Raw genomic sequence first — 26,456 nt, 5'->3', positions numbered from 1 at the left:
GTTAACGCCTCCTATGCCGAGCCACAACATAATCAGTTGTCTCTTTATCCTTTTGCTCGGCTGTCTTTACAGGATTCTGCATTAACCACTTTTCCAGTTCTTCACGGCTGAAGTAGATATTCTTACCGTGAGGTTTAAAGAATGGTATCTTATTCCGATGGGTTAGTTTATACATATAGGTTTTCGATAACCCTGTAAATTCACACCCCTCATCGAAAGTCAAAACATTCTTTTGCCCCAATAAGAGCCTTTCAATAGAATTTAATTTTTCTTCTATATCCATTTGAATACAATTTAATTGTTTAACAAAAGGCGTTGCAACGTCTGTTTTTGTAATTACAATCGCAAATTTGAGGATATAAAAAAGGGGGTAGATTGTGTTCCAATGTATTTACATTATTATCCAATGTGTAGATTTATTATTATATTCATTTCCGATTTTACTAATGCTTTAAATACTAATATTATGAAAATTTACAATTCAGAAGGATATCTTGGAATTATAAACGAATTTGATGAAATCTATCAAAAGATTCGTAATGAAGGAGGGTTTCATCTTAGAATAAAATATGCTTTATATTGTACAATCTACCTTTTGCTGTTCTTATTGGTACTATATGTATATTTTTGGAGGATTTGTGTGTTACAAACTGAGTACATTATTTTTTTTATTTCACTCTGTACTACTATATGTATAGCTTTTATAGTCTATATCCTAAAAATTAATAATAAGATGTATCAATTTTATGATATTGAGTTAACAAGCCCACTCTGGTTTAATTTTCAAACTGAAGCTCAAAATTCATATAATCAAATTATTGGGAATATTTTTGAGAATGAGATGATAAAGGAAGGAAAACTCTTTAATTCAGAAAATGACATAGAGCTATTGAATAGATATATTAAGCTCGTAGAAGAAGAAATCAGAACAAAGCGTAAAGAGTCCTTGTTTGAAACTCAAAAAGTTGCTATTGTAATAGCATTATTAACTTTGGGATGTTGGTTTATTAACTTAATTTGTTCACATTACGATTTATATATCTTATCCCTTGAATTTTTATTGGTCATCATTCTGACTACTATATCCCTTTGGTGTGTCCTTTATTTATTAACGCAGATCTCCAAATTATGTATTGATATTCAAAATCGAAAGATTTACAGACTAGAACAAGTATCTAGATTTCTTAAAAGTATTCTTATTAAGCGAGGAATTGAGAGGAGTAGACAACTGGAGGAATATAAATCTCTAAACTTTCTTCAAAAACTCAAAAAGAGGTTATTGAAATAAACTTATTCTAGGCTACTGTATTATTTCTTCAATACATTCTTGTATCATATCATATATTTTCTGCTCTATAAGTCCCGATGTTTGATTCGTCATGTATAAATCGTTTGAATTAAGGACTTTATTTTCGGATGATACAAAACAATTATATCGTTCAGCAACACTTTTCCAAGTTTTGCAGATAAATTTGTTTTTCGATAATTCAGTAAAAAGGAATGCTACGTATTTATTCACAGTAACTTTCAATGGTTTAGTATGAGTGCAAAGCAATATATCTTTCATCTCCTGTAACTCAATATCCCTATCAAATACAGGAATCTGATTGCAATAGCTCGTTAATATTTTTATTTGATTTTCTGATAGAGCCGATTCGAAGGAGGTCAACTTCTTCCCTTTTTCCCTATTGTAAGCTGTCGTTTGGCGTTTTTCTTGCTCTTCTCGTAAGGTCTGTTCTCTTTTTAGTTCGGCAGCCTCTTTTTGCTGTCTCTGTTTCGTATAGGTTGCGACCTTACCCACAGAGTCAAGAATATTTAGAACTTCTCCACTTGTACTTTTTGATATGGAGGCTATTTCTTCTATTTTATTATACGAACCTTCAATAGTCAACTTCGTTTTATGAATATTCTCATTTACAATGCCTGCCTGCTCATTTATGTCTAGTTTTAGGTTTGAAAAATATTCCGACGCTATGTTTCCTTGTTCTTTTACAAAAGAATGTAGTTCTAGCATTGAGGTATTACCTTTTTCTATGGCTTGATGGGTGTTTGATAAACCATTCAAGATTGCGTTATTGCCTTTGTCTATCGATATTGCCGTATCTGATGCTATCGAAAATATTTCCTTAATCCCGTTATTTGATTTATCGACAGAGGTTTGTATATCAGAGATATTGACGGAAATATCTTTAACATCTTTATTGGAGTTATCAACGGAGATCTGTATATCTGATAATGCTGATGTTATTTCCTTGTGCTGATAATCTATTGGTTTAGGTAATTTGTATTCATCATATAGCAGGCTAAACGTTGTGTCGATACTGTTTTTCTCTTTTAGAGAGATATTACCATAGGATAATCGTTTTTTGTATTCCAACAACTGGGAATCAAGGTAGTCATTAGCTTGTACAGCACTCATGTAATTGTGTTCAATAACAGTTTTCATGTAATGTGGGGTAAAGCGAATATCTTGAAAGAACATTGCTAAACGATACATAAAACTTACAATTGCAATGGAGCTAAACGCAATATAGGAGAATAGGAAATATAAATACGCCAATATGCTACTTTTTTGTTTGATGCGATTATAACGTTCAAACAATAGTTGTTGAAGCTTCTTATTGGCTTCATGTTGAGATATTTTCAGATAGGTAGACTTCTTCATAAGCGATGAAATAACTAATATCAAATCAAAGCTATAAAAAAGTTAACCAACTACAAAACAATGCGTTGATTTGTCCGAAATTGTCTTAGCAATGTCTCAGAACAGGTGGTAAATTGAATATTTTTTTCTTTTTACATCTTATATACACCCCAAATATGGAGAGATAAATAAACAAGACTTTCGGCAAAAATACTCTTTGAGGTACGAAAAGGAAGATTTTTGCACGAAACAACGCTTGGTCTTGTGTTTTATCTCGGAATATATTTTTGTATGAAGATGAAAAAAGAAAATACTAATCTTCTTTGAATGGTTTATAAAACATGAAGCAGATTTCTTTGTCTATGGTCTTTATCGACAAATAGCAGTTTGGTAATATCCAACCGCTTCGAATATAATCATAATCGTATGTATTATTAAAATAGCTGATATAAAAGTCTATGTCATCCATGTCATCAGTAAACAAGAAAGAGCAGTTACATTTATTACTTTTATCGAAACTACAACTCAGTGTTGCATATTCTTCGTCGAATCTTATTTCAATTATATGTTCATGTACACCTTTCTCAATATACTCCATCAGGCAGATTGGAGCATCGGAAAACTTATCTCTAATTTCTTGTTCTGAGAGTTTTAAAACTGAGCTAGCATAGTTAATTAGATTTGAAAAGCGATTTTGAGGGGATTTGTGACGATTTTCCATAGCTGTTATACTTTATGTTTACCGCCCCAAGCAAACCGATTATACAAAAAACAAGCGTGGGACTCACCAATCCATAGTAGAGGTACTGCCATACCTAACAAACGAAATCGGCGAGCCCACGCTATAAGATACAAATATAGCATGAGCTCAGCACTTTTCGTCTCGTTTGTTCTTGAAAATTGGCAGTTTTCTACTATGAGACTTATGCGACGCTATGTTATAACCAATTATGTTGGCTATTATTCCGCTTCAAATATATAAATAATTATTGAAATATTCCAAAATGGAATAGTAAAATTATATATATAATATTGCATAATGGAATTTTATCGTTTTGTTATATGAATAAGCAGGAGTACACAAAGAAAAGAAGGTTACTATCTAAGAAGTTAGTGGAAGCTAGAGAAAAAGCAGGACTGACTCAAAAACAGGTAGCTGACACAAAAATAATTGCCCAAAGCGAACTATCTAAGCTGGAAAATGGTTCGAGAAAGATTGAATTTCTATTTCTTCTTGAATTGGCTGAGCTATATAATCAGCCTATCACTTTTTTTGTTCCTGAAACTAGAAGCAACGTATCATAATTATTGATTACCAATAAGGAATTATTTATCTACCCATTAATAAAATATCTTTAGCATCTTCTCTATTAATACCAAATTCTCGTAGATTACTATCATATTTATCCCAATGGAGTTTTAGTGTATTACTATATTGAGTAATTTGTTCATTTATACCTAAATTAATTGAAGCTAAATAGTTTAGTTTATTAATTGTGTTTGGCTCTAACAAAGATAAGTATATATCATAAATATCTCTTTGACGTTTTGCATTGTGACATGAAGTCAATTTGGATATTACTATTCCAGCTCCATCTAGAACATTTATTTCTTTTCCGTTAAATTTCAATGGGTCAATAAGATTCTCTGAATATATCACATCTCCATACTGAATGCATATAGAAGCAATTTGCTTAACTTTTATCCCATCATAAGTAACATCTAAGTCCATTATTTCAACAAAATCAACTTTATCCAGTTTTCCCATAGTTGGATGTAGTAAATCAATATTGAATATATACTTTTGTTGTCCTATTTTATATGCTCTACAAAGCTGAAAATCATGCTTCGCACTAATGTAGAATTCATTTTCTAAGAATTTATTAAGGATTTCCACCATTTCTTCCTTAGAGTAACTTTCTGGAAATAAAATATCCACATCTTTCGTTCCTGGATGCTCATTTATATGTCGTAAGTAAGGTCCCCAGCCACCAACAAATACAATATTATTAATCGAATCTCCTAAAATATCAATAGACTCTTCTAATAGTCGTTTAGCTCCATCTAAAATATTATCCATAAACTAATTTTATTATTTTGTTATAAGATTTCAAATATAGGCAATATTTGAAATAAATATAATTATTCTAGCTCAGGCATTTTTTTAACCGCCTCCCTCTTCTTCTCATCTAAAATACGAGCATAGATTTGAGTAGTTTTCAATTCTTTATGTCCTAATAGTTTAGATACGGTATAAATTTCAGTGCCTAAATTCAACTGTATAACTGCAAATGTATGCCGTCCACAATGAAAGGTAATATTTTTTAATATGCCTGCTCGCATACACCATTTTTCCAACGCTTGATTATGCCAAGCTGAATATTTTAATCCCATAAATACTCGCTCATTTGGCTCGCCTCGTTCTCCCAGATAACGTGCTGCCTGATCTGATATATCCAGATATTCAAAACCTTTGGTTTTCTTCTGACGAAAAAGGATTCGGGTCTGACCGTTCATTTCCTGAACTTCGCTCCAAGTCAGTTTTTGAATATCGCTCCATCGCATACCTGTAAGGCACGAGAAAAGAAAGGCTTGTTTCAATATAGGGAATTTACATTCTTCTTTTACTAGCTTCTGTAATTCCTCGAATGTTAAGTATTCTCTGTGGGTATCTTCTGTTTTGGCTGGCTTTACTGTGGATGCAGGGCTATGGGGGATAATACCGTCCTCAATGGCTTGGTTCAATGTGGCTTTCAATTTAAGAAAATAGCTACTTTGACTATTGGCTGAAAGGTTTGTTCCACTCTTTGTCTTAGCTGTATTGGCTAAATAGTTTTTGAAGCCTTCTACAAATGCTTTGTCTACTCCTTCAAAAGTGGTGTCATGCCCAGCATAAGCTATCAGATGTTTGAGTGAACTATCCCAATTACCATAATTGCCTGGAGAGTTTTTGCGTTGGTCTATCAGCCCTTTTATGTATTCGACTAGGTTGGTTCTTATCTTGTATTCTACGGTAAAGCCGTATTGCTTATTTTGCGAAGCAAGTAGGCGTTTGGCTTTTACTGCTTCTGCCATTTCTAGGTAAACCTTATTATGGTCTTTGTCTGCTTTTGTACGTGCAGGATCTATTAAGTAATACTCTAGGGTTTCATACTTACGATTGTGCTTAATCTTACCTTCATCAGTTTTGGTGTATCCCAAGTAATATTCAAGAGATAACGAAACTCTGTTAGTTGTCTTCGATTTACGTTTGATTAGCTTGATTTCCATAGCTGTAATGTTTTTACATTTATTTACGGAAAATATAATCATTTGTTGGAATATTGCAGCAAATATTTACGGTAAAATTAGAAAATAAAGTTTTCGTTAAATCTAAATTGTATATATAATTAATTGTATTACAGCATATTTATACTCTTTTCGTTTACCAATATTTGACATCGCTACTTTCCCGATACAACAAATATAAAATATATTATATCAATAACTTAATACTTTATCGGTACAAATAGATTTATAAGTTCTGTTTGCGTTCTATTCTGTATCAGAAAGTTACGCGTTTTTCACTAATATGCAAAGTTTTAATCAAAAAGATGAAATATTAGTTGAGAAGTTTTTAAAATATTATCTAGAATTTCATTCGTAAATTAATATTTAGATTTAGTTTCTTTATTGGGTAGTACCACCCAATAAAACTACCCTGTTAACTACCCTAAATTGATAATGAAAAACCTAAAAATTAACAAGAGAATAACCTTTCATGTTGCTCGCCACAGTTTCCGTACTACAATGACTTTCGAAAGTATCTATCTGTAAAACAGGCTATTGAAAAGAGTGCAAACCTCAATAGGTAATGACATAGAAACGAGCGAAGTTCTTTGCTCTGCTTTGTATTTCCATTGATTCAAATAACTCTAACACAAAGATAAACAAATATTTTATAGTCTATTTACTTGCTAGCTTTTTATATACTACTGAATTGAGAAAATCTACTCTCCTGTGCTTTGAAATAGGTAATTCAACTCCATTGATAAAAAGTCTCCCTCCAGAGATTTTATCTACATGGCTACTATTAATTAGAAAAGACTTATGTATTCTGAAAAAAGAATCTTTTGGTAATAGCGCTTCCAAGGAGGACATTGTTTGATGAATGACTAATGTATTATTTTTGAAATGCAACTTTAGATAGTTTTGCATAGCTTCAACAAAAAGAATATCCTCACAATTTATCTTTTGGAATGAATCAAGTTGACGAATATATAAGCTCCCAATGTTTTCTTTTTCATCCTGTTGGAGCAGAATCTGAGAATGAAACAAATTCTGAGCCTTCTGAACTGCCTGAAAGAAACGTTGAAAAGAAAACGGCTTTAGCAGATAGTCCACTACATTTAGCCTGAATCCATCTAACGCATATTCAGAATATGCGGTTGTTAAGATTGTCAAGGGGGTGTTCTCTAAAGATTCCAAGAACTCCAATCCCGACAAATAAGGCATATTAATATCAAGGAACATCAAGTCAATTTCCTTCTTCTTTAGAACTTCCGCAGCTTCGATGGCAGAGCAACAAGTATCTTCAATGACAATGAAATTCAATTGCTCCAAATAATCTATAATGATTCTAATAGCAATCGATTCGTCATCCACTATTAAACATTTTAAAGCAACATCTGTCTCTTTTTTCAATACAATATTTGCCATCTATATATGAATTAGTAGTTTAGAGTTATAAACATTATCTGTTTCCTGTATTTGTAAATCATATTTGTCACTATACAAGATATCAAGACGATTCCTTAAATTCTCCAAGCCTAAGCCCGAATTTTCATCCTCCTTCTTTCGCCGAGAATCCAATTTAGAATTTTCCACTTCTAAATAAACCCGATCTTCTTTTTGCTCCAAAAGAATATTGATATAGCCTCTCTCTTTCAGACCTTTGGATACATGCTTAAAAGCATTTTCGATCAATGGAATTAGCATAAGGGAAGGAAGCCTTTTTGTTGGATCTCCCATACTCCAAGAGCAACTAATATTTATCTTATCTTCCCATCTCATTCTCTCAATATCAATAAAGTTCTTTAGAAATTGTACCTCTTCGTCTAAGGAAACCGTTTCCTTTTTCCCGCTATAAAGCTGATAACGTAATATATCTGAATATTTCAATAATAATGTAGTTGCCAAGTCATCCTTTTTAGCCACATAATAGTGAATATGGTTCAATACATTGAACATAAAATGAGGATTAATTTGAGATTGCAGAGTATGTAACTGCGATTCCAAGTGGGTTTTCTCCAATTTATTATGCTCATAATAAAACCGCATACCACAGAAAGCTATATTTATAATAGTTGCAGTAAGCCATTGATCTACAAAATCAGAAAAGAACGTATCATAAGGAGATACCAAAGCAGAAGGTGCAAAAAAACCAATATACTCAAGATGTCTGATTCCTAAGAGGACTAATGTAAGAATAAGTGCCGTTACAAGAGTTAATACAATAAATTGAATAACAAAAGCATTGATTCGTTTTGTCTTAATAGCCTTTGGCAATAAATAATTGCACAAAATGAGATTTACGATAACTATTGGAGTAATATAACCAATAGTCACCAATATGACTTCGGATAATGGAGCTTTATTAAGCAACTTTATCCAAACGAAAACCGCTAATATTATCCATAATATAATAATAAATCGATTGTAATCTTTTGATTCATGCTTTTTCATACTACAAAGATAACGGTTTACCCTATTAAGTTATTGCCACTTGTCAAAAGCAAATGCCCATTTATCAAAACAGTTACCCACTAATCAAAGACATTCTTTCTGAGAGTTCTAATTAAAGGATATTTACTCAAAAATTAGAGTATTTATCTTTTTAATTAAAACCAAAATGAAAGTTACACCATTTTTATTAGTTATGCTCCTATTGGTAATAGGAACGAAATTGAATGCACAAATTTCCCTTAAAACTGAATATTTCGGTTCATCAAGTTATTGGCATGAAACAGGAGGAGATTCGAGAGAGAGGATTGGAGATTGCAAAGGAAGTGCAATCGTTTATCAGGGGGATATAAACCTACCGGTGTCAATTAAAAATACGAAATATAATAGACCTTCAATATGGGGTGTTGGTATTAGTGGCTCATATGCAAAACTTGATAATAAGAATTTCACAGGCGAATTTGAAGGAATGGTTATAGATGAAATATTGAATGGGACATTCGGTATTTCTCATATTCGCCCAATAGGAGAAAAATGGAATTTGATAGCAAGCGTTGGTATTGGACTATTTACACCGACTACTAAGTTCTCAAAAATGAGAAGCAAAGAGTTGATGGGAAATGGTGCTGTTATATTTGTCAGGCAAATAAAGCCAAACCTTGAACTTGGAGGAGGTATTGCAGTAAATAACTCGTTTGGCTACCCTATGGTTTTTCCTGCAATTTATTTTAATTGGAATCTCGAAGGTAAATTCGACTTCAAAGTCTCGGTAGTGAACGGCTTAGAAGTTTCAGCAGGATATAACATTAACAAATACATTGATTTATCTCTCATTGTCGAAATGTCGGGACAATCTGCTTATGTAAAAAAAGATGATAAAGAGATGGTATTCGGACACCAATATTTTATAGCAGGATTGCGACCGAATATTAAATTAGGAAATAAAGTTTCAATACCTATAACCGCAGGAATGCATCTAATCAGGTCAGGCTTTTTTAGTGACAGAAGCTTAAAAGGAATGTTCAGCAACGATGATTATTATTTTCAGGCTGCACCTTATGCATCCATCGGGTTGAAAATAGGTTTTTAAAATTCTAAAGTAAAAAGATACATAATAATGAAGTACCTAATAAAGAAATATCCTGTTCTCCTATTTTCCATTGCGAATTTAATCACATCCATTTTTATGGTGTTATGTTTTTCTTTTAGCGATATACCTCAATGGTCACCAGCTTTGTATGCAATTATCATTGTAATAGTGGTTAAAGGAAAAACTGGGCTTTTAGAACTATTCAAGAGGCTATATTTCAGGAAAGAGTTTGTTAAATGGAACATTGTAGCTCTTGTATTGCCAATAAGCGTTTGCTGGCTCTCTTATATTATGTTCTCATACATAGAATATAAACAGATTGTACCTTTTGGAATCAATCATACTTTGCAAGATTATTGCTTGATGCTGTTATTTGTGATTTTAGGAAGCATTGGGGAGGAAATTGGTTGGAGGGGTTTTCTATTACCACAGCTCCATAAAACACATTCTTTATTTGTGAGCAGTGTAATTATTGGTTTATTGTGGGGAGTGTGGCATCTGAATATCCAATTAGTTTTTTTAGTATTCATAACTTATCTCGGACTTGTCCTTATGTTTTCTTTCATTACATCATGGTTGTATGAGAAGACAAACGGGAATATTATAAGTTGTATCATTTTACATTCCACAATAAATATTTGTTCAACATTGTTTTTTGAAGTAATAGTCCTTTCAGACAGAGGATTATCACAGGAAAAGTTCCAAGCTATGTTTCTAATTTTATTAATATTCTTTGCTATACCATCTATTTTCATTGTTAAAAATATGTTATCGAAAAGCAGTGATACAAAAACATCTGATTAAGATTCTCTTAATCGAAGGCATAACAAAAATTAATTTTAATTTATTAATAATTAATTATTTATGCTTATGAATGAGATTCTAAAAACGGAGTTATTCAGTTTATTAACTGAAACTTCACCTGTATCTAACAACCAAATGGAAGACGCCTATGGGGATTTTATGAAGCAAATAAGAGCAGTCAGCCAATCCGAACAAGATTATTCAAGAGTCTTTCGGGTGCTGGATACTACTCGTATTGAGTTGGCATTCCTAAAATCGCTTTATCGGTACGAGCAGGGGGAAAAATGCGCTAAAATTAGCCTATATCCAAAAAGCTTTAGCCCTTGCTAATTCTGAACGGGAGCTGCTTAATCTCAAAATTCGGCATCCCGAACAGTTCCACCAATTCGACCAACCTACATTTGAATCCGAGCTATACATAATCCCTAAGTCGAAAGACTTGGGGATTGTTGCTTTAGCGGAAATTATAGTCGCCCTGTTTCTATCAAAGAAAGTATTTCAACGGAACGGAAAACCCGCACACTTGAACCAAATTGCAGATGTCTTTCAAAAGATATTTAATTGTAGTTTCGGGAGTATCTATGACCAACAGGAAAAGGTATTTGACCGTAAGCCGTTCAATCGGACGAAAGCCCTCGATTTCTTGAAAAATCTCATCATCCGTAAAGATAAAGAGGGCATAAATAGACAAAATGAAAAATAATCGTTTTGCAATATATTAAATATTAATATGTTGTGAGAAACTTTTGGGGGAGTAGTTAACTACTCCTCTATTTTTGTGTCATCTATTGTCCGAGCTTTGCTTTACCAATCGATTGGAATTAATCAGAATATTAATTTCAAAAACAACGTATTATGTATTTAGACAATAACGATTTTGTGTCTTGGATGGAGAAATTATCCTCCAAGCTCAATGAGATAGGCAAAGACCTCAAATCTTTTACCCAAACCAAAGATATATTGGAAGAGGACGAGAAGATTATGGATAATCAAGATTTAGCGTTTCTACTCAAAGTATCTTATCGGACTCTCCAAAGATACAGATCAGCAAAGAAACTTCCTTATTTTATGATAGGTCATAAAACCTATTATCGAATAAATGATGTTCGCTCATTTGTTCATGAGCATATGGATTTGGGTACTTACAAAAGCTTCGAAGAGAAGCATCCGAAGGATAAAACCCCAAATGATGCATCTGTGTAGTTTGATGCAAAGTAATGAAGGCTATGCTTGGTCAAGCACCTTGCATTACTGCTCCGCATTCAGCTTAAAACAACATCGCTTACCGCTCTTTTTGTTTTTGCTGAATTAAGCAAGAGGGAACTGGACTATCGTCCTATTCTCCTCTTGCCCTTCGGGGCAAAGCCTTCGGCTTTAGTGCTTTAAGAATAAGCACTGTAATTACACTTCTAATAAGCGTGTTTAGTTAATCTTTGACAATCAATAATTTAACAGTATGGTTTCCCATTAAAAAGTAATTATTATGCAAAATCAAGATAGAAAAATCATATATACCACCGTTTCCATAGACAAGGAAACAGGACGTTTAATAGATAAAATATGTAAACGCTATTCGCTGAAAAAGAGTGAAGTTGTAAAATTGGTATTTCGGTATATTGACAAGGCACACATCAATCCTGCCGATGCTCCCGAATCTGTCAAATCGGAACTTTCCAAAATCAATAAACGGCAGGATGATATAATCCGTTTCATTCGTCACTACGAAGAGGAACAGCTCAATCCGATGATACGCACAAGTAATTCAATCGCTGTCAAATTTGATGCTGTTGCCAAAACTATATCCGAAAGACTGGATTCTGAAATAGCCAATTCAAAAGATACGCTTGTAAACGTATTGAGAAAGTTAGATGAACAGTTTGGCAAAATTGCGGATGTTGTAACAAACCATTCCAAAATTATCAATTCCCTATCACAAGCAGGGCAAAGGGATAATAAGAAAATATTGAAGCTAATCGCTTTGTATGCAGATTTGGCAGCCTGCGGAGTAATGGACAGCAAGCGGAAAGAGAACCTAAGAAGCGAGATTATAGACCTGATTAACGAAACCCAATAACGAAGCCATGAATATAGATTTTCCGCCACCATCCAAAGGCACATACAATAATGCAGGCAGTAGCCGAAGATTGGCATCGTACCTCGAACACGAGGATATGGAACGTATGGAGCAAGGAATCTATACAGAGGGCTTTTTCAATCTCACGGAAGATAACCTTTATAAATCGCAAGTAGTTAAGGATATTGACAATAACAAAGCCCAGCTTCTTAAAACGGATGCTAAGTTTTACGCTATCCATGTTAGCCCATCGGAAAAGGAACTCAAAGCGATGGGTAATACCGAACAGGAGCAAGCCGAAGCTATGAAGCATTATATCCGAGAAGTGGTTATACCCGAATATGCCAAGAACTTCAATAAAGGCTTATCGGCAGAAGATATAAAGTTTTACGGGAAGATACATTTTGATAGAGACAGGTCAGAAAATAGCGAGAATAATATGCACTGCCATTTGATTGTGAGCCGAAAAGACCAATCCAATAAAATAAAACTTTCTCCGCTCACTAATCATAAGAATACCAAGAAAGGAACGGTTAAGGGAGGTTTTGACAGGACAAACCTATTTCGACAAGCAGAACAAGGCTTTGATAGCTTATTCAACTATGATAGACAGCTTACAGAAACTTTTGAATACTGCAATACCATGAAGAACGGCAGTATAGATGAGCAGATAGCCTTACAGGAAAAAATGCTTACCCGTGAAAAAGAGAATATGGAGATTGGCTTGAATGCAGATGTGCAGGTAGGCAAGGATGAAAACTTAAAGCGGAAGAAACAGAAAAAAGAGAAAAAACAGAATCCAAAACGAGGGCTTTGAAGAGGAATATCAAATTTGATCAGAATTTAAATGTAACGAGAAGAATAGTCTTAGATTCTCTAAAAAGGATGAAAAATATGGTTACTTTTAGATTCTATAAAAGAGTAATAGCTATGAAATTATATATCCTTGGTAACACCAATGACGATAAAGGGACACAATTAGAAATTCTTACAAAGGAAATGCTTGAAAAACAAGGGTACAGCAATATTGCTGGAAATGTAATTGTTTCAGGAGGAAGTGAATTTGATGCTGTTGCCTCATATAAAATGCCACTTGCTACAAATTATATTGAATATCAAGTTATATGTGAATGTAAAGCACATAGTAACCCTATAAATATTACTGATTGGATGAAATTTATAGGAAAGGTTTATGTTGAAAAATTAAAAAATGATCACACTACAGGGTTAATGATAGCATTATCTGGGGCAAATGGCAATGTTATAGGTTCTTATAATGAAATAAAAGATAGAGGATTAGTTAATCTGATGGTCGGTGACGATATAATAGAATTTCTAACAAAGGAATACAACCTAACTTCTGCACAGTCTATAGAATCATATGTAAAAAGATTTACGGACAAGAGTATCTCTATCATAAGCTTGGCGTATTATGATCAAGCTATATACTGGATTGTAGGTTTCATTGAAGGAGGGTTTACCGTATTGAAGAAAAATGCTACCCAGCTAAATAGCAAAGAATTAGAGATCATTGTAGAATTATTGAATAAAAACACAGAATATACAGGTTATATTGATATTGAACAGGAGAATGAGGCACGTAACAGGCGTATCAATATTGAGAAAGTGGCATTAAGTATTCTTATGGATGCGTCAATACCACTAAGTATAGATGAAGTTTTTGCACAATATGAAGATATAACTACACAAAAGTCAAATGAGAAAGCAGCCAAAGATGAAATAGGAAATGCACTTAGGAATAATAGTTTTGCGATTGAATCAGAAGAGAAATATTATTTGAAGGAGTTTGATATAGATAGCTTAATTGAGTTCTTCAAATATATATACTCAGAGATATTACCTGTAAGATTGCTCGGGAGAAAGTGGTTTTCAGAAAAAATTAATGAAGAATTATTTACTAAAGTTTTGGATATTCAGTGTAAGATAAAAGTGTCTGAAAAACAAAGAAGAGAATGTCTTTTTTTAATAAAACATTCACCCTCTGCTCTTGCCTATGCTATACATCCTGATGAAGATTTAACTCGTTATCGGTCACCAAATGGAACGACTATCGCTGAGAATGTAGATAAGGGGCATACTCAAATGTTTGTCCAAAAATTAACAGATTTATTTATTAAAGACTTTCATAATCAAGCACTCCATGAGTTGTATTTCAGTGATTATGGGATCTTTGATGTGAGAATAGAACAAACGTTAACTGTTTTAAACGAAGGTGAGAATGTACTTTCTATAGTAAACAATAGAAATATGTCTTTGGGACGATTAGATAAAGAATTTGGAAACCAAATTATCCTTATTTCAAAACTTCCTGAAGATTAGAAAAGAAGCAACCCTTGTATCTAAAGCCCCCAAGCAGGGATATTAGTACGACTGCTTCAAAAGTTATTTACCGTCCAAGTTCGGTTATTTCCGCTTATAGCTACCCTGCCGTTTTGAGGGGCGGTAGCCCGCAGAATAACCGCTTGTCCGATAATAACTTCTGCCGAGAAAGCCACTTAGTATTATAATATATATATATATGAAGTCGTTGCCAAAAATACTATATTTGTAATAAATTGATTAGCAATTGTCAAAATCAATAATCATTCATAACATGAACATATTAACTGAAATAGTAGATTTGCTTTCTGATGGACAAAACTCCTTATCCTCAGCTCTCTTAAAATTGAAAGTATTATCATCTAGACTGAATAATAGTGAATTGTCAAAATGGATTGACAAAGAAATTAATGGTTATGCTGATGGAGACAAACTTCCAGAATACCGTAAACACTCTTGCGTTATAAAATGTAACTATATGAATGGTAATTGGAAGATGACCAATCAAAATGTTCCTCTATCTGTATTTCCTAAAAGTATTAGAGATATTGTGAAGGAGATTAAGTTTTTTCAAGATATTGCATCATTAGAAAGTGTCTCTAACGAAAAGTCTATACGTTACTCAGTTCCACCATCTATAGGACAATATATTGATAATTACTATATAGGTCAAGGAAACCATTATTTTTCAACATACTCTGTATGGGCAGAAACGAGTATTACTTCCGTTAAAGAATTATTGGCAGGGGTACGTTTTTATGCTTTAAATTTAGTATTAAAATTGGAAGAAACTTTAGGTTATGAAATTGAAATGAATGAGTTGATAAATAAAAAAGACATTGCTAATAAAACTATAAATAATATTATGAATCAAACGATTATAACAAATACAGGAGATGGTAATCTTATAAATACAGGAAATAAGAATAAGATAGAAAATACCGTAACAATTACCAAGTCTAACATTGAACATCTCAAAGAAACCCTTCGGAATAATGGAATTCAAGATGAAGATATCGAAGAGCTAGAATGTATTTTAGTTGAAGAGCCGACTGTGTCCTCTAATAATCAATTTGGCACGAAAGTTAATGATTGGATAAAAAAAATGGTTGGAAAAGCTGTAGATGGAACTTGGCAAATAGGAATTGGTGCAGCAGGTACTTTACTTGCTGATTCACTAATGAAATATTATGGACTATAACTATGAATAAAGGATGAATATATTAACAAATATCATTAATCTATTATCTGATGATAGTAAGCCTTTGACATCTTCTTTTTTACAAATTAAAGTTCTGGCATCAAGGCTACAAAATACTCAATTGTTAGAATGGGTCAATAAAGAGTTATCAGGCTATAATAAGGGAGATTCTATACCTGAATATAGAATTTGTACAAGTTTGCTGATGGGTAACTATTTGAATGGAAATACAGAATGCAAGAATCATCCTTTCGCCTTACTCGGTCTAGATGCAAAGATTAAAGACATATTAGAGCATGTTGACTTTTTCAATGGTATTGGAGCTTTAGAATCATTTGTTTTGAAAAATGAGAATTTACAAATAGCTGTTCCCACAGAGGTTCTTGAACTAATAAATGATCTATACAGACAAAAAGGGAATCCTTACTTTTCTGCCTATTCTGTATACAAAAGCGTTACAATAGATCAGATAAAACAAATAACTACTAATATCCGAAACACTGCTCTAGATTTAATACTAAGTTTAGAAAATGAATTTGGATATGAAATAGAGTTGAATGAATTGATAAAAAAGCGAGATGAAGCGAACAGTATAATTCAAAATATAATTAATAATAGCGGGAACAACAACATTATTAATATTGGAAATAATAACAACCAAAAAGGAAATTTGTAGTGTAGATAAAAGAGCTATTTGATTATAATTGCTTCTTTCGTCTTTCATAATCTTTTCCTTCGCCCCTTTCGATATAGACAACCCTTCCAGCTTCTTTGTCAAAATAATACTGATTATGCGTAAATTCGGGTATATCATCTTTTGGCATTTCGTATTTATTCTCAATCCGATTAGACAGGATTTTCATGTCCTCATTGACCTTTTGATTTGTGATTTTAGCATAAATTTGAGTAGTCGTAATTGACCGATGCCCCATCATTTTAGAGAGTGTTTCAATCGGAACTCCCTGTGAGAGACAGACTTGGGTCGCATAGGTATGTTTCCCCATGTGATAGCACAGATTAGACTCTATGCCACAGACAGTTGCAATCTTTTTCAAGTTCCGTTCAATATTTGATAGAGTTATCATATTGAATATTTTATCCGTTTTTCGTTCGGATTTGTATTTTTCAATAATTTGGACAGCAGCACTCAACAGTCTGATATTACATTCGGTCTTAGTTTTCTGCCGTTCTATCTTAATCCACAAAGAATCATCTGTTTCTCTTATCAAATGCTTCTCTGACAGATTATTCATATCCGCATACGACAATCCGCTGAAACAAGCAAAGAGAAACATATCACGAGTGCGACTTAATGATTTGTTTTCAATGGAAGTATTCAGCATCTTTTGAAATTCCTCCGCTGTTAAATGCCGTCTTTTCTTTATTGGCATTTCTGGTACATAATTGATAAAAGGGTCACGTTTGAGTGTGTTTTGGCTAATTGCCCTCTTTATCATTTTTCGAAGAGGGATAATATGGTTTAGTACAGTGTATGCTGTCATTCGTTTATCCACACGCAGGTAAAAATCAAAATCATCGATAAAGCGTTGGTTCAATTGGCACAGAGCTATATCATCCATTTGGTAATGTTGCTGAATGAAATTTTCCAAATGTTTATAAGTCAGTAGGTATAGATAATAAGTGTCGTATACACGGTTTACACCTACCCGAAGTTTAAATTCTTCGTTATGCTCTCTAAACAACTGTAGTAGATTGGTTGCTTTTGCCCCGACACCATTCAAGGCATTTTTCACACTTTCGGCTGTAATGAAAGCATCTTCCAATACCATGCGATTGTAATGTTCTCTAATCTGTGTCTCCAATTTTTCTAACTTTCGATTAATCGCTGTGACATCTTTAGTCTTTCCTGTTGCTCTGCCCGATTTGGCATCCCAGAGAGCAGGATTTACCTCTGATTTGGCACTAAATTGAGTAATTTCGGAGTCTATCGTAATACGTCCCATTATTGGACACATACCATTTTTCTTCACTTTGGATTTATTGATATAGAAAAGTACAGCGAATGTACTTCGTTTTGCTATTTGTTTCATGACATAAATATTTTAAGATAAATTTATTCTACAATTTGAAATTTGTCTTTGATACGTTCTTCCAATGCTTCCATATCTTCGGCAATCTTGTGATTGGTTATTTTGGCATATATCCGAGTAGAACGTAAATCCCGATGACCGAGCATTCGGCTGACACTTTCAATCGGAACTCCTTGTGAGAGACAGATTTCCGTGGCGTAGGTATGTCTTCCGCAATGGTAGACCAGATGTCGCTCAATATTACACAGTTTGGCGATTACTTTCAGATTTTTGTTGAGTCTGCCACAACTCAACATCGGCAACAATTTTCCCCCTTTGCCAAGTCCCTTATATTTCTCTATAATTTGTTTGGGTAAATCTAACAGCGGGATATCGCAAGGTGTACCGGTCTTTTGACAACTTGTTCTAATCCATAAGACACCGTCACTCGCTTTTACAATATGTTGGGGAGTGAGATTACAGATATCTCGATATGCCAAACCTGTAAAAACCGAAAACAAAAACATATCTCTGGTTATGTATCGGGACGGATGGTCTAGTTGAGTGGTCATAATTTTGCCTAATTCTTCTCTTGTCAGGTACTTCTGTTTCGGAGTAGGTCTTTCGGGTGTATATCCTTCAAATGGGTCACGGCTGATAATGCCTTCATTGATAGCCAATTTTATCATTTTGCGAGTATGTCGCATAATCCCGAGAATCGTATTGGGCATACGTTGTAGTTCTACACGCAAGTAGAAGTCAAAGGCTTCGATGAAAGAAAAGTCCAGTTTAGAGAAAGGGATATCTGATATCTTATATTTTTTGTCGAGAAAATTGGTAAGATGTTTTAGAGAGATTTCGTATTGTTCGGCAGTAGATAATTCCCGATTCACTCCAACACGTTTACTAAATTCTTGATTGTGCCGATTGAAATAACGAACAAGGGTTTCTTGTGTAGACGCTATTCCTTGAAAAGTGTTCTTGACTTCGGTTGCAGAGACAATGTTACCTTTCAATCCAACAAGCCGAGAATACTGTTTGTTAATTGACAGGCTGATTTTATCCAACGCTCTGTTAATGTCAACAGCTTGTTTGCTTTTACCCGATACTCGGTTTGCTCTGGTATCCCAAAGGGATACCGATACGGTTAATTTCGTGCTGAACTGTGCCATCGTTCTGCCGATGGAAATACGTCCCATGATGGGAGAAGTTCCGTTCTGTTTTACTTCGCTCTTTTTGATGTAGAAGAGAAGTTTCAATTCTGTATTCATACTCTGTTACTTTAAGTGATAAAATTACTTCTAACAGAGTTATTTGAGTGTAGCCAAACATAAGACAGACAAGGAACAAAGAAGCCTAATAAGGTCAGCTAAAATCAAATCCTGAACGACAAACCCTAAATTGATTCAACTGCCGTGTTTTACAGACTTTTGCTTAATCAAAAACAGGTAATGGATAAGTAACTGAACTGTTTCTTATATCTGCTCATTTCTGTATTTTAGCTTGAAGTCAGTAAAAGACAGCTTGAGACTCAATGTTTTGGTTTATTGCCAATTACCTCTATTTGCTATGCTTTGCTTTTTAGGTTCACACATTCCGAACTTTAGCTGCAAAAAAGGTATTAGGAATGGTATTGCAGAACGTATTATGGGGCATGCCGAAGGGAATGATATTAAAGATATTTATACGCATTTGCATGATGAGGATATTGTGCAGGAAATGAAGGATAAATGGGTGGCGGAATAAAATAGACTTTATTTCAACATGAGAGACAAACAGAGTATCATATTTCGATAATAAAACAAATAAAATAGAAAGCCTATAACTCAAAAAATCTGTATCTTCGAGGTTTAAATAAATGTAAAATAACTAAAAGAATGGCTAAACAGAAAATAGTAAAAGAAGAACCTCTCGAAAAGCAATTGTGGAAAGCTGCGGACAAACTTCGTAAAAATATAGATGCAGCTGAATACAAACATGTTGCCTTAGGACTAATCTTCTTGAAATATATTTCAGATGCTTTCGAAGAACTATACAACAAACTAAAGGAGGACGAGGAAAACGGAGCAGACCCCGAAGATATCGATGAATACAAAGCTGAAAATGTGTTTTTCGTACCACCTTTGGCGCGATGGACATATCTTATATCTCAAGCCAAACAGCCAACCATTGGTAAAACTATAGATCAGGCTATGGATGCCATAGAGTCGCAGAACTCTTCGCTCAGAGGTGTTTTGCCTAAAGTATATGCTCGTCCCAATTTAGACCCTACCTCTTTGGGTGAGTTGATCGATTTGGTCGGGAACATCGCCCTAGGTGATGCCAAAGCTCGAAGTGCAGATGTCTTGGGGCATGTATTCGAATATTTCTTAGGCGAATTTGCACTGGCAGAAGGTAAAAAAGGAGGACAGTTCTACACACCACGAAGCGTAGTTGAGCTATTAGTTGAAATGTTAGAACCATATAAGGGACGCATCTTCGACCCCTGCTGCGGGTCGGGAGGAATGTTTGTACAATCCGAAAAGTTTGTGGAGCAACACCAAGGAAAAGTTAACGATATATCTATATATGGACAAGAAAGCAACCAGACCACTTGGCGACTCTGCAAAATGAACCTTGCCATACGTGGCATCGACAGCTCGCAAGTGAAGTGGAACAACGAAGGTTCTTTCCTCAACGATGCACACAAAGACCTGAAAGCTGACTATGTGATAGCCAATCCGCCATTCAATGTTAGCGATTGGGGAGGCGACACACTCCGCACCGATGGGCGTTGGCAACACGGTGTTCCTCCTACGGGAAATGCCAACTTCGCGTGGTTGCAACACTTCATCTATCACCTATCGCCCAGCGGACAAGCTGGTGTGGTACTGGCAAAAGGGGCTCTGACCTCCAAAACATCGGGCGAGGGAGAAATACGCAAGGCATTAATAGAAGTAGGACTGATAGATTGTATTGTCAATCTGCCTGCCAAACTGTTTTTGAATACACAGATACCTGCTGCCTTGTGGTTCTTGAGTCGTAATAGGACTAACGGAAAATTCAGAAATAGGAGCAAAGAAATACTCTTTATCGATGCTCGCAATTTGGGACATCTTATAAATAGACGTACCCGTGAGCTTTCCGATGGATCGGTAGACCCTACGGATAACGATATAAAGCAAATAGCAGATACCTACCACAACTGGCGAAACCCCGATGGGAAATACGAAGATGTAGCCGGATTTTGTGCTTCGGTACCTATCTCCCGTGTGGCAGAATTGGACTATGTACTCACTCCCGGACGATATGTGGGATTGTCCGACGAAGACGACGACTTCGACTTTGCCGAACGATTCGCAACACTAAAAACAGAATTTGCAGAACAACTGCAAGAAGAAGAACGCTTAAACAAGCTGATCGTCGAAAACTTGGCGAAAATTGTTATACCTGAAAGCAAGGAGGTACAATAATGGAGGAATGGAAAGAAACAACACTAGAAAATTATATAAAAGTAACAAATGGTTATGCTTTCAAATCTGATAATTTCTTAGAATCAGAAATAGTAGATGCACTTCCTGTTATAAAGATTAAAAATGTAGCCAATGGGGATGTTAATATCAATAATGTACAATATCATCTATATAATGAATCACTTGCTAGATATCTAGTTACTCAAGGTGATATATTGATGGCACTGACAGGAAATCATCCAGATGCGATGAGCCAAGTTGTTGGTAGTGCTTCTAAATATAAATTAAAGAAGAAATCTGTAATAAATCAACGAGTTGCTAAAATAGATACAGAAGACTCTTTAAATAAAGAGTTTCTATATTATTTCTTAAGGGATAAGGATACACAAGACTATCTTGCAAATCAATCGTCAGGTAGTGCAAATCAAGCAAATATATCCAAAAGTGATATAGAAAATATACCAATCCTTCTTCCTTCACTCCCCGAACAAAAAGCAATAGCCGATGTATTAAGTAGTTTAGATAATAAAATAGACCTGCTGAACCGACAAAACAATATACTCAAAAAAAAGGCTAAGACGTTGTTTCGTCAATGGTTTATAGAGGAAGTAAAAGAGGATTGGGAAGAAAAACCTTTAAGTTCAATAGCTACATTTTTAAATGGTTTAGCATGTCAAAAATATCCACCTAAGAACTTGCAAGAAAGATTACCTGTATTGAAAATTAAAGAGTTGAATAGTGGCTTTACAGAAAATTCAGATTGGGCTACGCAAGATATACCATCTGAATATATAGTAGAAAGAGGAGATGTTATCTTTGCATGGTCTGCATCTTTAATGGTGAAAATATGGAATGGTTCTAAATGTGTATTAAATCAACATCTATTCAAAGTAACTTCTGCTGATTATCCCAAGTGGTTCTATTATTTATGGAGTAAATATCATTTAGATGAATTTATAGCAATAGCAGCAAGTCATGCTACTACAATGGGACATATTAAAAGAAAGGATTTGGATAATGCTATGGTGACTATACCCACAAATGAAGAGATGAATACAATGGATTTATTTTTCTCTCCATTGTTTGAAAAACTTATAACTAACAACAAACAAATCCAAACTCTCACTTCACTTCGTGATACACTATTACCTAAGTTGATGAGTGGTGAAGCACAAGTTAGAATATAAAAATGATATGGAAAAATTAAAAAAGATAATAGAAAAACATAGTAGATGGAATATCTTATCTGATTATATTTTTCGTATCGAAGCATATGTTGATTCTGATTTTAGTATGGCTTTTGAAAATTCAAAAGCATTACTCGAAAGTGTAGGTAAAGAAATATGTAAATCTGGAGGAGTTGAATTGAATGATAAATCAACAATCAATGGAGTACTCAAAAATGCAGCTAAAGTATTGGGATTTAAAAATCAAGATTTCGAATTGCATATTTCTGCATCTTTAGGGACTATTGGACAACATTTAGGTGATTTAAGAAATAAGATTGGATCTACCTCACATGGAAAAACATTAGAGGAATTAGAACAGCGAAATGATAATGTCAACGAGTTAACCAAAGAATTTCTATTAGGAAGTGTTGAAATCCTATGTTGTTTTCTCATCAGAATATTTGAAAGTCAGATAATAAAGAATCATGATAATAATAAGCACGTTAATTATCAGGACAGTGAAGGATTTAATGAGTATTTTGATGACTTGTTTGGTGAATTCGAAATGGGAAGATATTCTTATCCTGCCAGTGAGATTCTATATAATGTAGATAATGAAGCTTATATTAATGAGTATAAAAGTTATTTAGAGGAACAAGAAGTGATGGAGGATTAAATAATGATACATATTACAGAAAATCATATCGAAGAGTTTGCAATAAAACTGCTCGAAAAACAAGGCTACCAATACGTCTATGCACCGGATATTGCGCCCGATGGCGAAACACCCGAACGCGATAGTTACAATCAGGTATTGCTCATCGAAAAGCTTCGCCATGCAGTCAGACGTATCAATCCCACCATTCCGCCCGATCAGCAAGAGGAGGCCATCAAGGAGATACAACGCATCAGTTCGCCCGACTTGATAGCCAATAACGAAACATTTCATCGCTACCTCACCGAGGGTATTACAGTTGTCAGTGTACAAGATGGTAACGAACGGGGCGATTTGGTATGGTTGATAGACTTCAACAATCCGCTCAACAACGAATTTGTAGTTGCCAATCAGTTTACAGTTGTAGAAAACGATCACAATCGCCGACCCGATATATTACTCTTTGTCAATGGTATTCCGCTGGTACTCATAGAGCTTAAAAATGCAGTCAGCGAGAGCGCAACGCTCACATCAGCCCACAGGCAAATAGAGACATATAAGGCTCAGATACCAAGCCTTTTCACATACAACAATATTCTCATCATCTCCGACGGATTAGAAGCTCGCTCGGGTTCGCTATCGGCAGGGATGAGTCGTTTTCTTGCGTGGAAATCGGCTGATGGGAGAGCCGAAGCATCACATCTGGTCAGTCAGTTAGAAACCATGATTGCGGGTATGCTCAATAAGCAAACCCTGCTTGACCTGATCCGTCACTTTACAGTATTTGAGAAAACGAAAAACGAAGACCTTAAAACAGGAATTGTTACTATTAGTACAGTAAAAAAGATCGCTGCTTACCATCAATATTATGCCGTTAATCGAGCCGTAGAATCTACACTTCGAGCTTCGGGGTATGTAAAGACTCAAAAAATAGATATAGTAAGCGAGCCTCCCGCCGAATATGGGCTGAAAGATACGCAATCCCAACCTATTGGTGACCGCAAAGGAGGCGTGGTGTGGCATACCCAAGGCAGTGGAAAATCGCTATCGATGGTTTTCTATACTGGCAAATTAGTTTTGGAAATGGACAATCCTACCGTTGTGGTGATAACAGACCGTAACGATTTGGACGATCAGCTATTCGATACCTTTGCTGCATCCAAGCAGTTGCTACGACAGACACCTGTTCAAGCTGAAAGTCGCAGCAACCTCAAAGAATTATTGACTGTAGGCTCAGGGGGTATTGTATTTACTACAATACAAAAATTCAGCCCCGAAGAAGGAAATATTTATGATCTGCTTTCTGAAAGAGAAAATATTATCGTTATAGCTGACGAGGCACACCGCACCCAGTATGGATTCAAAGCTAAGACAATCGATGACAAGAACGAAGCTGGCGAAATTATTGGAAAAAAGACTGTGTATGGATTTGCTAAGTATATGCGAGACGCATTGCCCAATGCCACTTATTTGGGTTTCACAGGCACACCGATCGAGGGTTCGGATGTGAATACACCAGCTGTGTTTGGTAACTATGTAGATATTTATGATATATCTCAGGCTGTAGAAGATGGTGCAACAGTACGCATCTATTACGAAAGCCGATTAGCAAAAATAAATCTCAGTGAAGAAGGACGTAAACTGATAGAGGCTCTGGATACAGATTTGGAGCAAGAGGACATGGACGACACACAGAAAGCTGTAGCCAAATGGACTCAACTCGAAGCACTTATCGGTAGCGAAAATAGAATAAAAAATATAGCTCACGATATCATTTTACATTTCGAACAACGGCAAGAAGTGTTTGAGGGAAAAGGAATGATTGTAAGCATGAGTCGGCGAATAGCAGCCGAACTATACAAAGCTATTATAGAACTTCGACCCAAATGGCATTCCGATGATCTGAACAAAGGTGTAATAAAAGTAGTGATGACTACCAGCTCGTCTGATGGTGCTGAAATATCGAAACATCATACGACCAAAGAACAGCGACGACGATTGGCTGATAGAATGAAATCTCCGACTGATGAATTAAAGTTAGTTATAGTGAGAGATATGTGGCTCACAGGTTTTGATGCACCCAGTATGCACACTCTGTATATAGATAAGCCTATGAAAGGGCACAACTTGATGCAAGCCATAGCTCGTGTAAATCGCGTCTACAAAGATAAGCCGGGAGGTTTGGTTGTCGATTATCTGGGTATTGCTTCCGATCTAAAACAGGCACTATCTTTCTATTCCGACTCAGGAGGGAAAGGAGACCCAGCGATAGCACAGGAACAAGCAGTAGATTTGATGCTTGAAAAGTTAGAGGTAGTATCTAATATATTGGATGGTTTCTCATACGATACATATTTTGAAGAAGATACATCCATAAAGTTAAGTGTAATACTGGAATGCGAAGAGCATATCTTAGGCATAGATGATGGAAAAAAACGTTTTATCAATGAAGTCAATGCTCTTTCTAAAGCTTTCGCTATTGCCGTACCTCATGAGCAGGCTATCAATGCCAAAGAAGAGATTGCCTTTTTTCAAGCAGTAAAAGCCCGATTAGTTAAATTTGACAGCACAGGATCAGGAAAAACAAATATAGAAATAGAGACTACTATTCGCCAAGTGATAGATCAAGCATTAGTCAGCGAACAAGTTGTTGATATTTTTGATGCAGCCGGAATAAAAAAACCGGACATATCTATTCTTTCAGAAGAATTTATGTTAGAATTAAAAGGTATGAATCATAAAAACTTGGCTGTTGAAGTTCTTAAAAAGATTCTGAATGACGAGATACGAGATAGAGCTAAAAAGAATCTAGTAAAAAGTAAATCGTTAATGGAAAACTTAGAAGAGTCTATCAAACGATATCATAACAAAATCCTAACAGCTGCCGAAGTTATCGAGGAACTTATCTCACTCGGAAAAGATATAGTTTCTATGGATAATGAAGCAAAAATGATGGGGCTAACTGATTTCGAATATGCTTTTTATACGGCTGTAGCCAATAATGATAGTGCCAAAGAACTAATGCAACAGGATAAATTAAGAGAGTTGGCAGTCGTTTTGACAGATACAATTCGCCAGAACGCTTCTATCGATTGGAACATAAAGGAAAGCGTAAAAGCTAAACTTAAGGTTTCAGTTAAACGACTTCTTCGTAAATATGGATATCCCCCTGATATGCAGATGCTAGCTACAGAAACTATATTAAGGCAGGCAGAAATTATCGCAGAAGAATTATCTAAATAATCTTCCCCTTTCTAAAACTGTTATACACCTCCC

General features: G+C 34.9%; 26 protein-coding genes. 17 read left to right on the top strand and 9 right to left on the bottom strand.

The annotated features are described in order from the left end of the window. Position 1: 1 nt before the first annotated feature. The gene (locus IR022_RS16660) at positions 2–283 is read right to left on the bottom strand and encodes a helix-turn-helix domain-containing protein (protein WP_194204578.1); all 282 of its coding nucleotides are present in this window, start codon (positions 281–283) and stop codon (positions 2–4) included. A gap of 183 nt (positions 284–466) precedes the next feature. Between IR022_RS16660 and IR022_RS16655 the strand changes: the two genes are divergently transcribed. Continuing rightward, positions 467–1,288, top strand: a complete 822-nt coding sequence (locus IR022_RS16655; protein WP_194204577.1) for a hypothetical protein — start codon at positions 467–469, stop codon at positions 1,286–1,288. A 12-nt stretch (positions 1,289–1,300) separates the two neighbouring features. On the opposite strand, the gene IR022_RS16650 is transcribed toward IR022_RS16655, so the two are convergent. Together IR022_RS16650 and IR022_RS16645 are read right to left on the bottom strand one after the other, a co-directional pair. Next, positions 1,301–2,665 carry a hypothetical protein gene (locus IR022_RS16650; protein ID WP_194204576.1) on the bottom strand — a complete coding sequence of 455 codons (1,365 nt, stop codon included), beginning with the start codon at positions 2,663–2,665 and terminating at the stop codon, positions 1,301–1,303. Positions 2,666–2,957: 292 nt separating this feature from the next. Continuing rightward, positions 2,958–3,365, bottom strand: coding sequence for a hypothetical protein (locus IR022_RS16645; protein ID WP_194204575.1), 408 nt, complete (start codon positions 3,363–3,365; stop codon positions 2,958–2,960). Between the two features lie 341 nt (positions 3,366–3,706). On the opposite strand from IR022_RS16645, the gene IR022_RS16640 reads away from it, so the two are divergent. Next, positions 3,707–3,949 (top strand): helix-turn-helix domain-containing protein, encoded by a 243-nt coding sequence (locus tag IR022_RS16640; RefSeq protein ID WP_194204574.1) that lies wholly within the window; start codon positions 3,707–3,709, stop codon positions 3,947–3,949. Positions 3,950–3,974: 25 nt separating this feature from the next. Here the strand turns inward: IR022_RS16640 and IR022_RS16635 are convergent, their stop codons facing one another. From IR022_RS16635 to IR022_RS16620, 4 genes are all read right to left on the bottom strand, one after another. Continuing rightward, positions 3,975–4,724: a nucleotidyl transferase AbiEii/AbiGii toxin family protein gene (locus IR022_RS16635; protein WP_194204573.1), complete on the bottom strand. Its 750-nt coding sequence runs from the start codon at positions 4,722–4,724 to the stop codon at positions 3,975–3,977. Between the two features lie 62 nt (positions 4,725–4,786). Next, complete coding sequence (locus tag IR022_RS16630) at positions 4,787–5,914, bottom strand: tyrosine-type recombinase/integrase (protein ID WP_194204572.1); 1,128 nt, start codon at positions 5,912–5,914, stop codon at positions 4,787–4,789. 675 nt (positions 5,915–6,589) lie between these two features. After that, positions 6,590–7,342: a LytR/AlgR family response regulator transcription factor gene (locus IR022_RS16625; RefSeq protein WP_194204571.1), complete on the bottom strand. Its 753-nt coding sequence runs from the start codon at positions 7,340–7,342 to the stop codon at positions 6,590–6,592. After that, a complete protein-coding gene (locus tag IR022_RS16620; protein ID WP_194204570.1) occupies positions 7,343–8,368 on the bottom strand; it encodes a sensor histidine kinase in 1,026 nt (341 codons plus the stop codon). It abuts the gene before it with no gap. A 166-nt stretch (positions 8,369–8,534) separates the two neighbouring features. On the opposite strand from IR022_RS16620, the gene IR022_RS16615 reads away from it, so the two are divergent. The 10 genes from IR022_RS16615 to IR022_RS16570 all read left to right on the top strand — a co-directional run bounded on the left by IR022_RS16615 (position 8,535) and on the right by IR022_RS16570 (position 16,550). After that, positions 8,535–9,455: a DUF6268 family outer membrane beta-barrel protein gene (locus tag IR022_RS16615; RefSeq protein ID WP_194204569.1), complete on the top strand. Its 921-nt coding sequence runs from the start codon at positions 8,535–8,537 to the stop codon at positions 9,453–9,455. 27 nt (positions 9,456–9,482) lie between these two features. After that, the gene (locus IR022_RS16610; protein ID WP_194204568.1) at positions 9,483–10,259 is read left to right on the top strand and encodes a CPBP family intramembrane glutamic endopeptidase; all 777 of its coding nucleotides are present in this window, start codon (positions 9,483–9,485) and stop codon (positions 10,257–10,259) included. A gap of 60 nt (positions 10,260–10,319) precedes the next feature. Then, positions 10,320–10,589, top strand: a complete 270-nt coding sequence (locus IR022_RS16605) for a hypothetical protein (protein ID WP_194204567.1) — start codon at positions 10,320–10,322, stop codon at positions 10,587–10,589. Between the two features lie 109 nt (positions 10,590–10,698). Continuing rightward, positions 10,699–10,962, top strand: coding sequence for an RteC domain-containing protein (locus IR022_RS16600; RefSeq protein WP_242053293.1), 264 nt, complete (start codon positions 10,699–10,701; stop codon positions 10,960–10,962). 152 nt (positions 10,963–11,114) lie between these two features. Beyond that, positions 11,115–11,462, top strand: a complete 348-nt coding sequence (locus tag IR022_RS16595; RefSeq protein WP_194204566.1) for a helix-turn-helix domain-containing protein — start codon at positions 11,115–11,117, stop codon at positions 11,460–11,462. Positions 11,463–11,742: 280 nt separating this feature from the next. Beyond that, complete coding sequence (locus IR022_RS16590; RefSeq protein ID WP_194204565.1) at positions 11,743–12,333, top strand: BfmA/BtgA family mobilization protein; 591 nt, start codon at positions 11,743–11,745, stop codon at positions 12,331–12,333. Positions 12,334–12,340: 7 nt separating this feature from the next. Continuing rightward, on the top strand, positions 12,341–13,150 hold the full coding sequence (locus IR022_RS16585) for a DUF5712 family protein (RefSeq protein ID WP_194204564.1): 810 nt from the start codon (positions 12,341–12,343) through the stop codon (positions 13,148–13,150). A 113-nt stretch (positions 13,151–13,263) separates the two neighbouring features. Beyond that, the gene (locus IR022_RS16580) at positions 13,264–14,673 is read left to right on the top strand and encodes a hypothetical protein (protein WP_194204563.1); all 1,410 of its coding nucleotides are present in this window, start codon (positions 13,264–13,266) and stop codon (positions 14,671–14,673) included. Positions 14,674–14,947: 274 nt separating this feature from the next. After that, positions 14,948–15,874 (top strand): hypothetical protein, encoded by a 927-nt coding sequence (locus tag IR022_RS16575; RefSeq protein WP_194204562.1) that lies wholly within the window; start codon positions 14,948–14,950, stop codon positions 15,872–15,874. Between the two features lie 13 nt (positions 15,875–15,887). Further along, positions 15,888–16,550 (top strand): hypothetical protein, encoded by a 663-nt coding sequence (locus IR022_RS16570; protein ID WP_194204561.1) that lies wholly within the window; start codon positions 15,888–15,890, stop codon positions 16,548–16,550. Between the two features lie 22 nt (positions 16,551–16,572). Here IR022_RS16570 and IR022_RS16565 read toward each other — a convergent pair whose 3' ends face one another. Then, entirely contained in the window at positions 16,573–17,925 is a 1,353-nt protein-coding gene (locus IR022_RS16565; protein ID WP_194204560.1) for a site-specific integrase, read from the bottom strand. Positions 17,926–17,948: 23 nt separating this feature from the next. After that, positions 17,949–19,175 (bottom strand): site-specific integrase, encoded by a 1,227-nt coding sequence (locus IR022_RS16560; RefSeq protein WP_194204559.1) that lies wholly within the window; start codon positions 19,173–19,175, stop codon positions 17,949–17,951. A 298-nt stretch (positions 19,176–19,473) separates the two neighbouring features. On the opposite strand from IR022_RS16560, the gene IR022_RS16555 reads away from it, so the two are divergent. The 5 genes from IR022_RS16555 (at position 19,474) to IR022_RS16535 (ending at position 26,423) form a co-directional block, all read left to right on the top strand. Further along, entirely contained in the window at positions 19,474–19,650 is a 177-nt protein-coding gene (locus IR022_RS16555) for a hypothetical protein (protein ID WP_194204558.1), read from the top strand. Positions 19,651–19,781: 131 nt separating this feature from the next. Further along, complete coding sequence (locus IR022_RS16550) at positions 19,782–21,356, top strand: type I restriction-modification system subunit M (protein ID WP_194204557.1); 1,575 nt, start codon at positions 19,782–19,784, stop codon at positions 21,354–21,356. Further along, positions 21,356–22,543, top strand: coding sequence for a restriction endonuclease subunit S (locus IR022_RS16545; protein ID WP_194204556.1), 1,188 nt, complete (start codon positions 21,356–21,358; stop codon positions 22,541–22,543). The genes IR022_RS16550 and IR022_RS16545 overlap by 1 nt, the downstream gene beginning before the upstream one ends. A gap of 7 nt (positions 22,544–22,550) precedes the next feature. Beyond that, positions 22,551–23,201 carry an abortive infection family protein gene (locus IR022_RS16540; protein ID WP_194204555.1) on the top strand — a complete coding sequence of 217 codons (651 nt, stop codon included), beginning with the start codon at positions 22,551–22,553 and terminating at the stop codon, positions 23,199–23,201. A gap of 3 nt (positions 23,202–23,204) precedes the next feature. Next, complete coding sequence (locus IR022_RS16535; RefSeq protein ID WP_194204554.1) at positions 23,205–26,423, top strand: type I restriction endonuclease subunit R; 3,219 nt, start codon at positions 23,205–23,207, stop codon at positions 26,421–26,423. Positions 26,424–26,456: the final 33 nt, after the last annotated feature.

It is taken from the genome of Dysgonomonas sp. GY617 (assembly GCF_015233815.1).
GTDB lineage: Bacteria > Bacteroidota > Bacteroidia > Bacteroidales > Dysgonomonadaceae > Dysgonomonas_A.
This window is presented reverse-complemented; position numbering and strand designations above follow the sequence as displayed.

Excerpts from the sequence above, each read along its gene's own strand:
- IR022_RS16660 (WP_194204578.1), bottom strand. The coding sequence starts at position 283 with ATGGATATAGAAGAAAAATTAAATTCTATTGAAAGGCTCTTATTGGGG.
- IR022_RS16655 (WP_194204577.1), top strand. The coding sequence starts at position 467 with ATGAAAATTTACAATTCAGAAGGATATCTTGGAATTATAAACGAATTT.
- IR022_RS16650 (WP_194204576.1), bottom strand. The coding sequence starts at position 2,665 with ATGAAGAAGTCTACCTATCTGAAAATATCTCAACATGAAGCCAATAAG.
- IR022_RS16645 (WP_194204575.1), bottom strand. The coding sequence starts at position 3,365 with ATGGAAAATCGTCACAAATCCCCTCAAAATCGCTTTTCAAATCTAATT.
- IR022_RS16640 (WP_194204574.1), top strand. The coding sequence starts at position 3,707 with ATGAATAAGCAGGAGTACACAAAGAAAAGAAGGTTACTATCTAAGAAG.
- IR022_RS16635 (WP_194204573.1), bottom strand. The coding sequence starts at position 4,724 with ATGGATAATATTTTAGATGGAGCTAAACGACTATTAGAAGAGTCTATT.
- IR022_RS16630 (WP_194204572.1), bottom strand. The coding sequence starts at position 5,914 with ATGGAAATCAAGCTAATCAAACGTAAATCGAAGACAACTAACAGAGTT.
- IR022_RS16625 (WP_194204571.1), bottom strand. The coding sequence starts at position 7,342 with ATGGCAAATATTGTATTGAAAAAAGAGACAGATGTTGCTTTAAAATGT.
- IR022_RS16620 (WP_194204570.1), bottom strand. The coding sequence starts at position 8,368 with ATGAAAAAGCATGAATCAAAAGATTACAATCGATTTATTATTATATTA.
- IR022_RS16615 (WP_194204569.1), top strand. The coding sequence starts at position 8,535 with ATGAAAGTTACACCATTTTTATTAGTTATGCTCCTATTGGTAATAGGA.
- IR022_RS16610 (WP_194204568.1), top strand. The coding sequence starts at position 9,483 with ATGAAGTACCTAATAAAGAAATATCCTGTTCTCCTATTTTCCATTGCG.
- IR022_RS16605 (WP_194204567.1), top strand. The coding sequence starts at position 10,320 with ATGCTTATGAATGAGATTCTAAAAACGGAGTTATTCAGTTTATTAACT.
- IR022_RS16595 (WP_194204566.1), top strand. The coding sequence starts at position 11,115 with ATGTATTTAGACAATAACGATTTTGTGTCTTGGATGGAGAAATTATCC.
- IR022_RS16590 (WP_194204565.1), top strand. The coding sequence starts at position 11,743 with ATGCAAAATCAAGATAGAAAAATCATATATACCACCGTTTCCATAGAC.
- IR022_RS16585 (WP_194204564.1), top strand. The coding sequence starts at position 12,341 with ATGAATATAGATTTTCCGCCACCATCCAAAGGCACATACAATAATGCA.
- IR022_RS16580 (WP_194204563.1), top strand. The coding sequence starts at position 13,264 with ATGAAATTATATATCCTTGGTAACACCAATGACGATAAAGGGACACAA.
- IR022_RS16575 (WP_194204562.1), top strand. The coding sequence starts at position 14,948 with ATGAACATATTAACTGAAATAGTAGATTTGCTTTCTGATGGACAAAAC.
- IR022_RS16570 (WP_194204561.1), top strand. The coding sequence starts at position 15,888 with ATGAATATATTAACAAATATCATTAATCTATTATCTGATGATAGTAAG.
- IR022_RS16565 (WP_194204560.1), bottom strand. The coding sequence starts at position 17,925 with ATGAAACAAATAGCAAAACGAAGTACATTCGCTGTACTTTTCTATATC.
- IR022_RS16560 (WP_194204559.1), bottom strand. The coding sequence starts at position 19,175 with ATGAATACAGAATTGAAACTTCTCTTCTACATCAAAAAGAGCGAAGTA.
- IR022_RS16555 (WP_194204558.1), top strand. The coding sequence starts at position 19,474 with ATGCTTTGCTTTTTAGGTTCACACATTCCGAACTTTAGCTGCAAAAAA.
- IR022_RS16550 (WP_194204557.1), top strand. The coding sequence starts at position 19,782 with ATGGCTAAACAGAAAATAGTAAAAGAAGAACCTCTCGAAAAGCAATTG.
- IR022_RS16545 (WP_194204556.1), top strand. The coding sequence starts at position 21,356 with ATGGAGGAATGGAAAGAAACAACACTAGAAAATTATATAAAAGTAACA.
- IR022_RS16540 (WP_194204555.1), top strand. The coding sequence starts at position 22,551 with ATGGAAAAATTAAAAAAGATAATAGAAAAACATAGTAGATGGAATATC.
- IR022_RS16535 (WP_194204554.1), top strand. The coding sequence starts at position 23,205 with ATGATACATATTACAGAAAATCATATCGAAGAGTTTGCAATAAAACTG.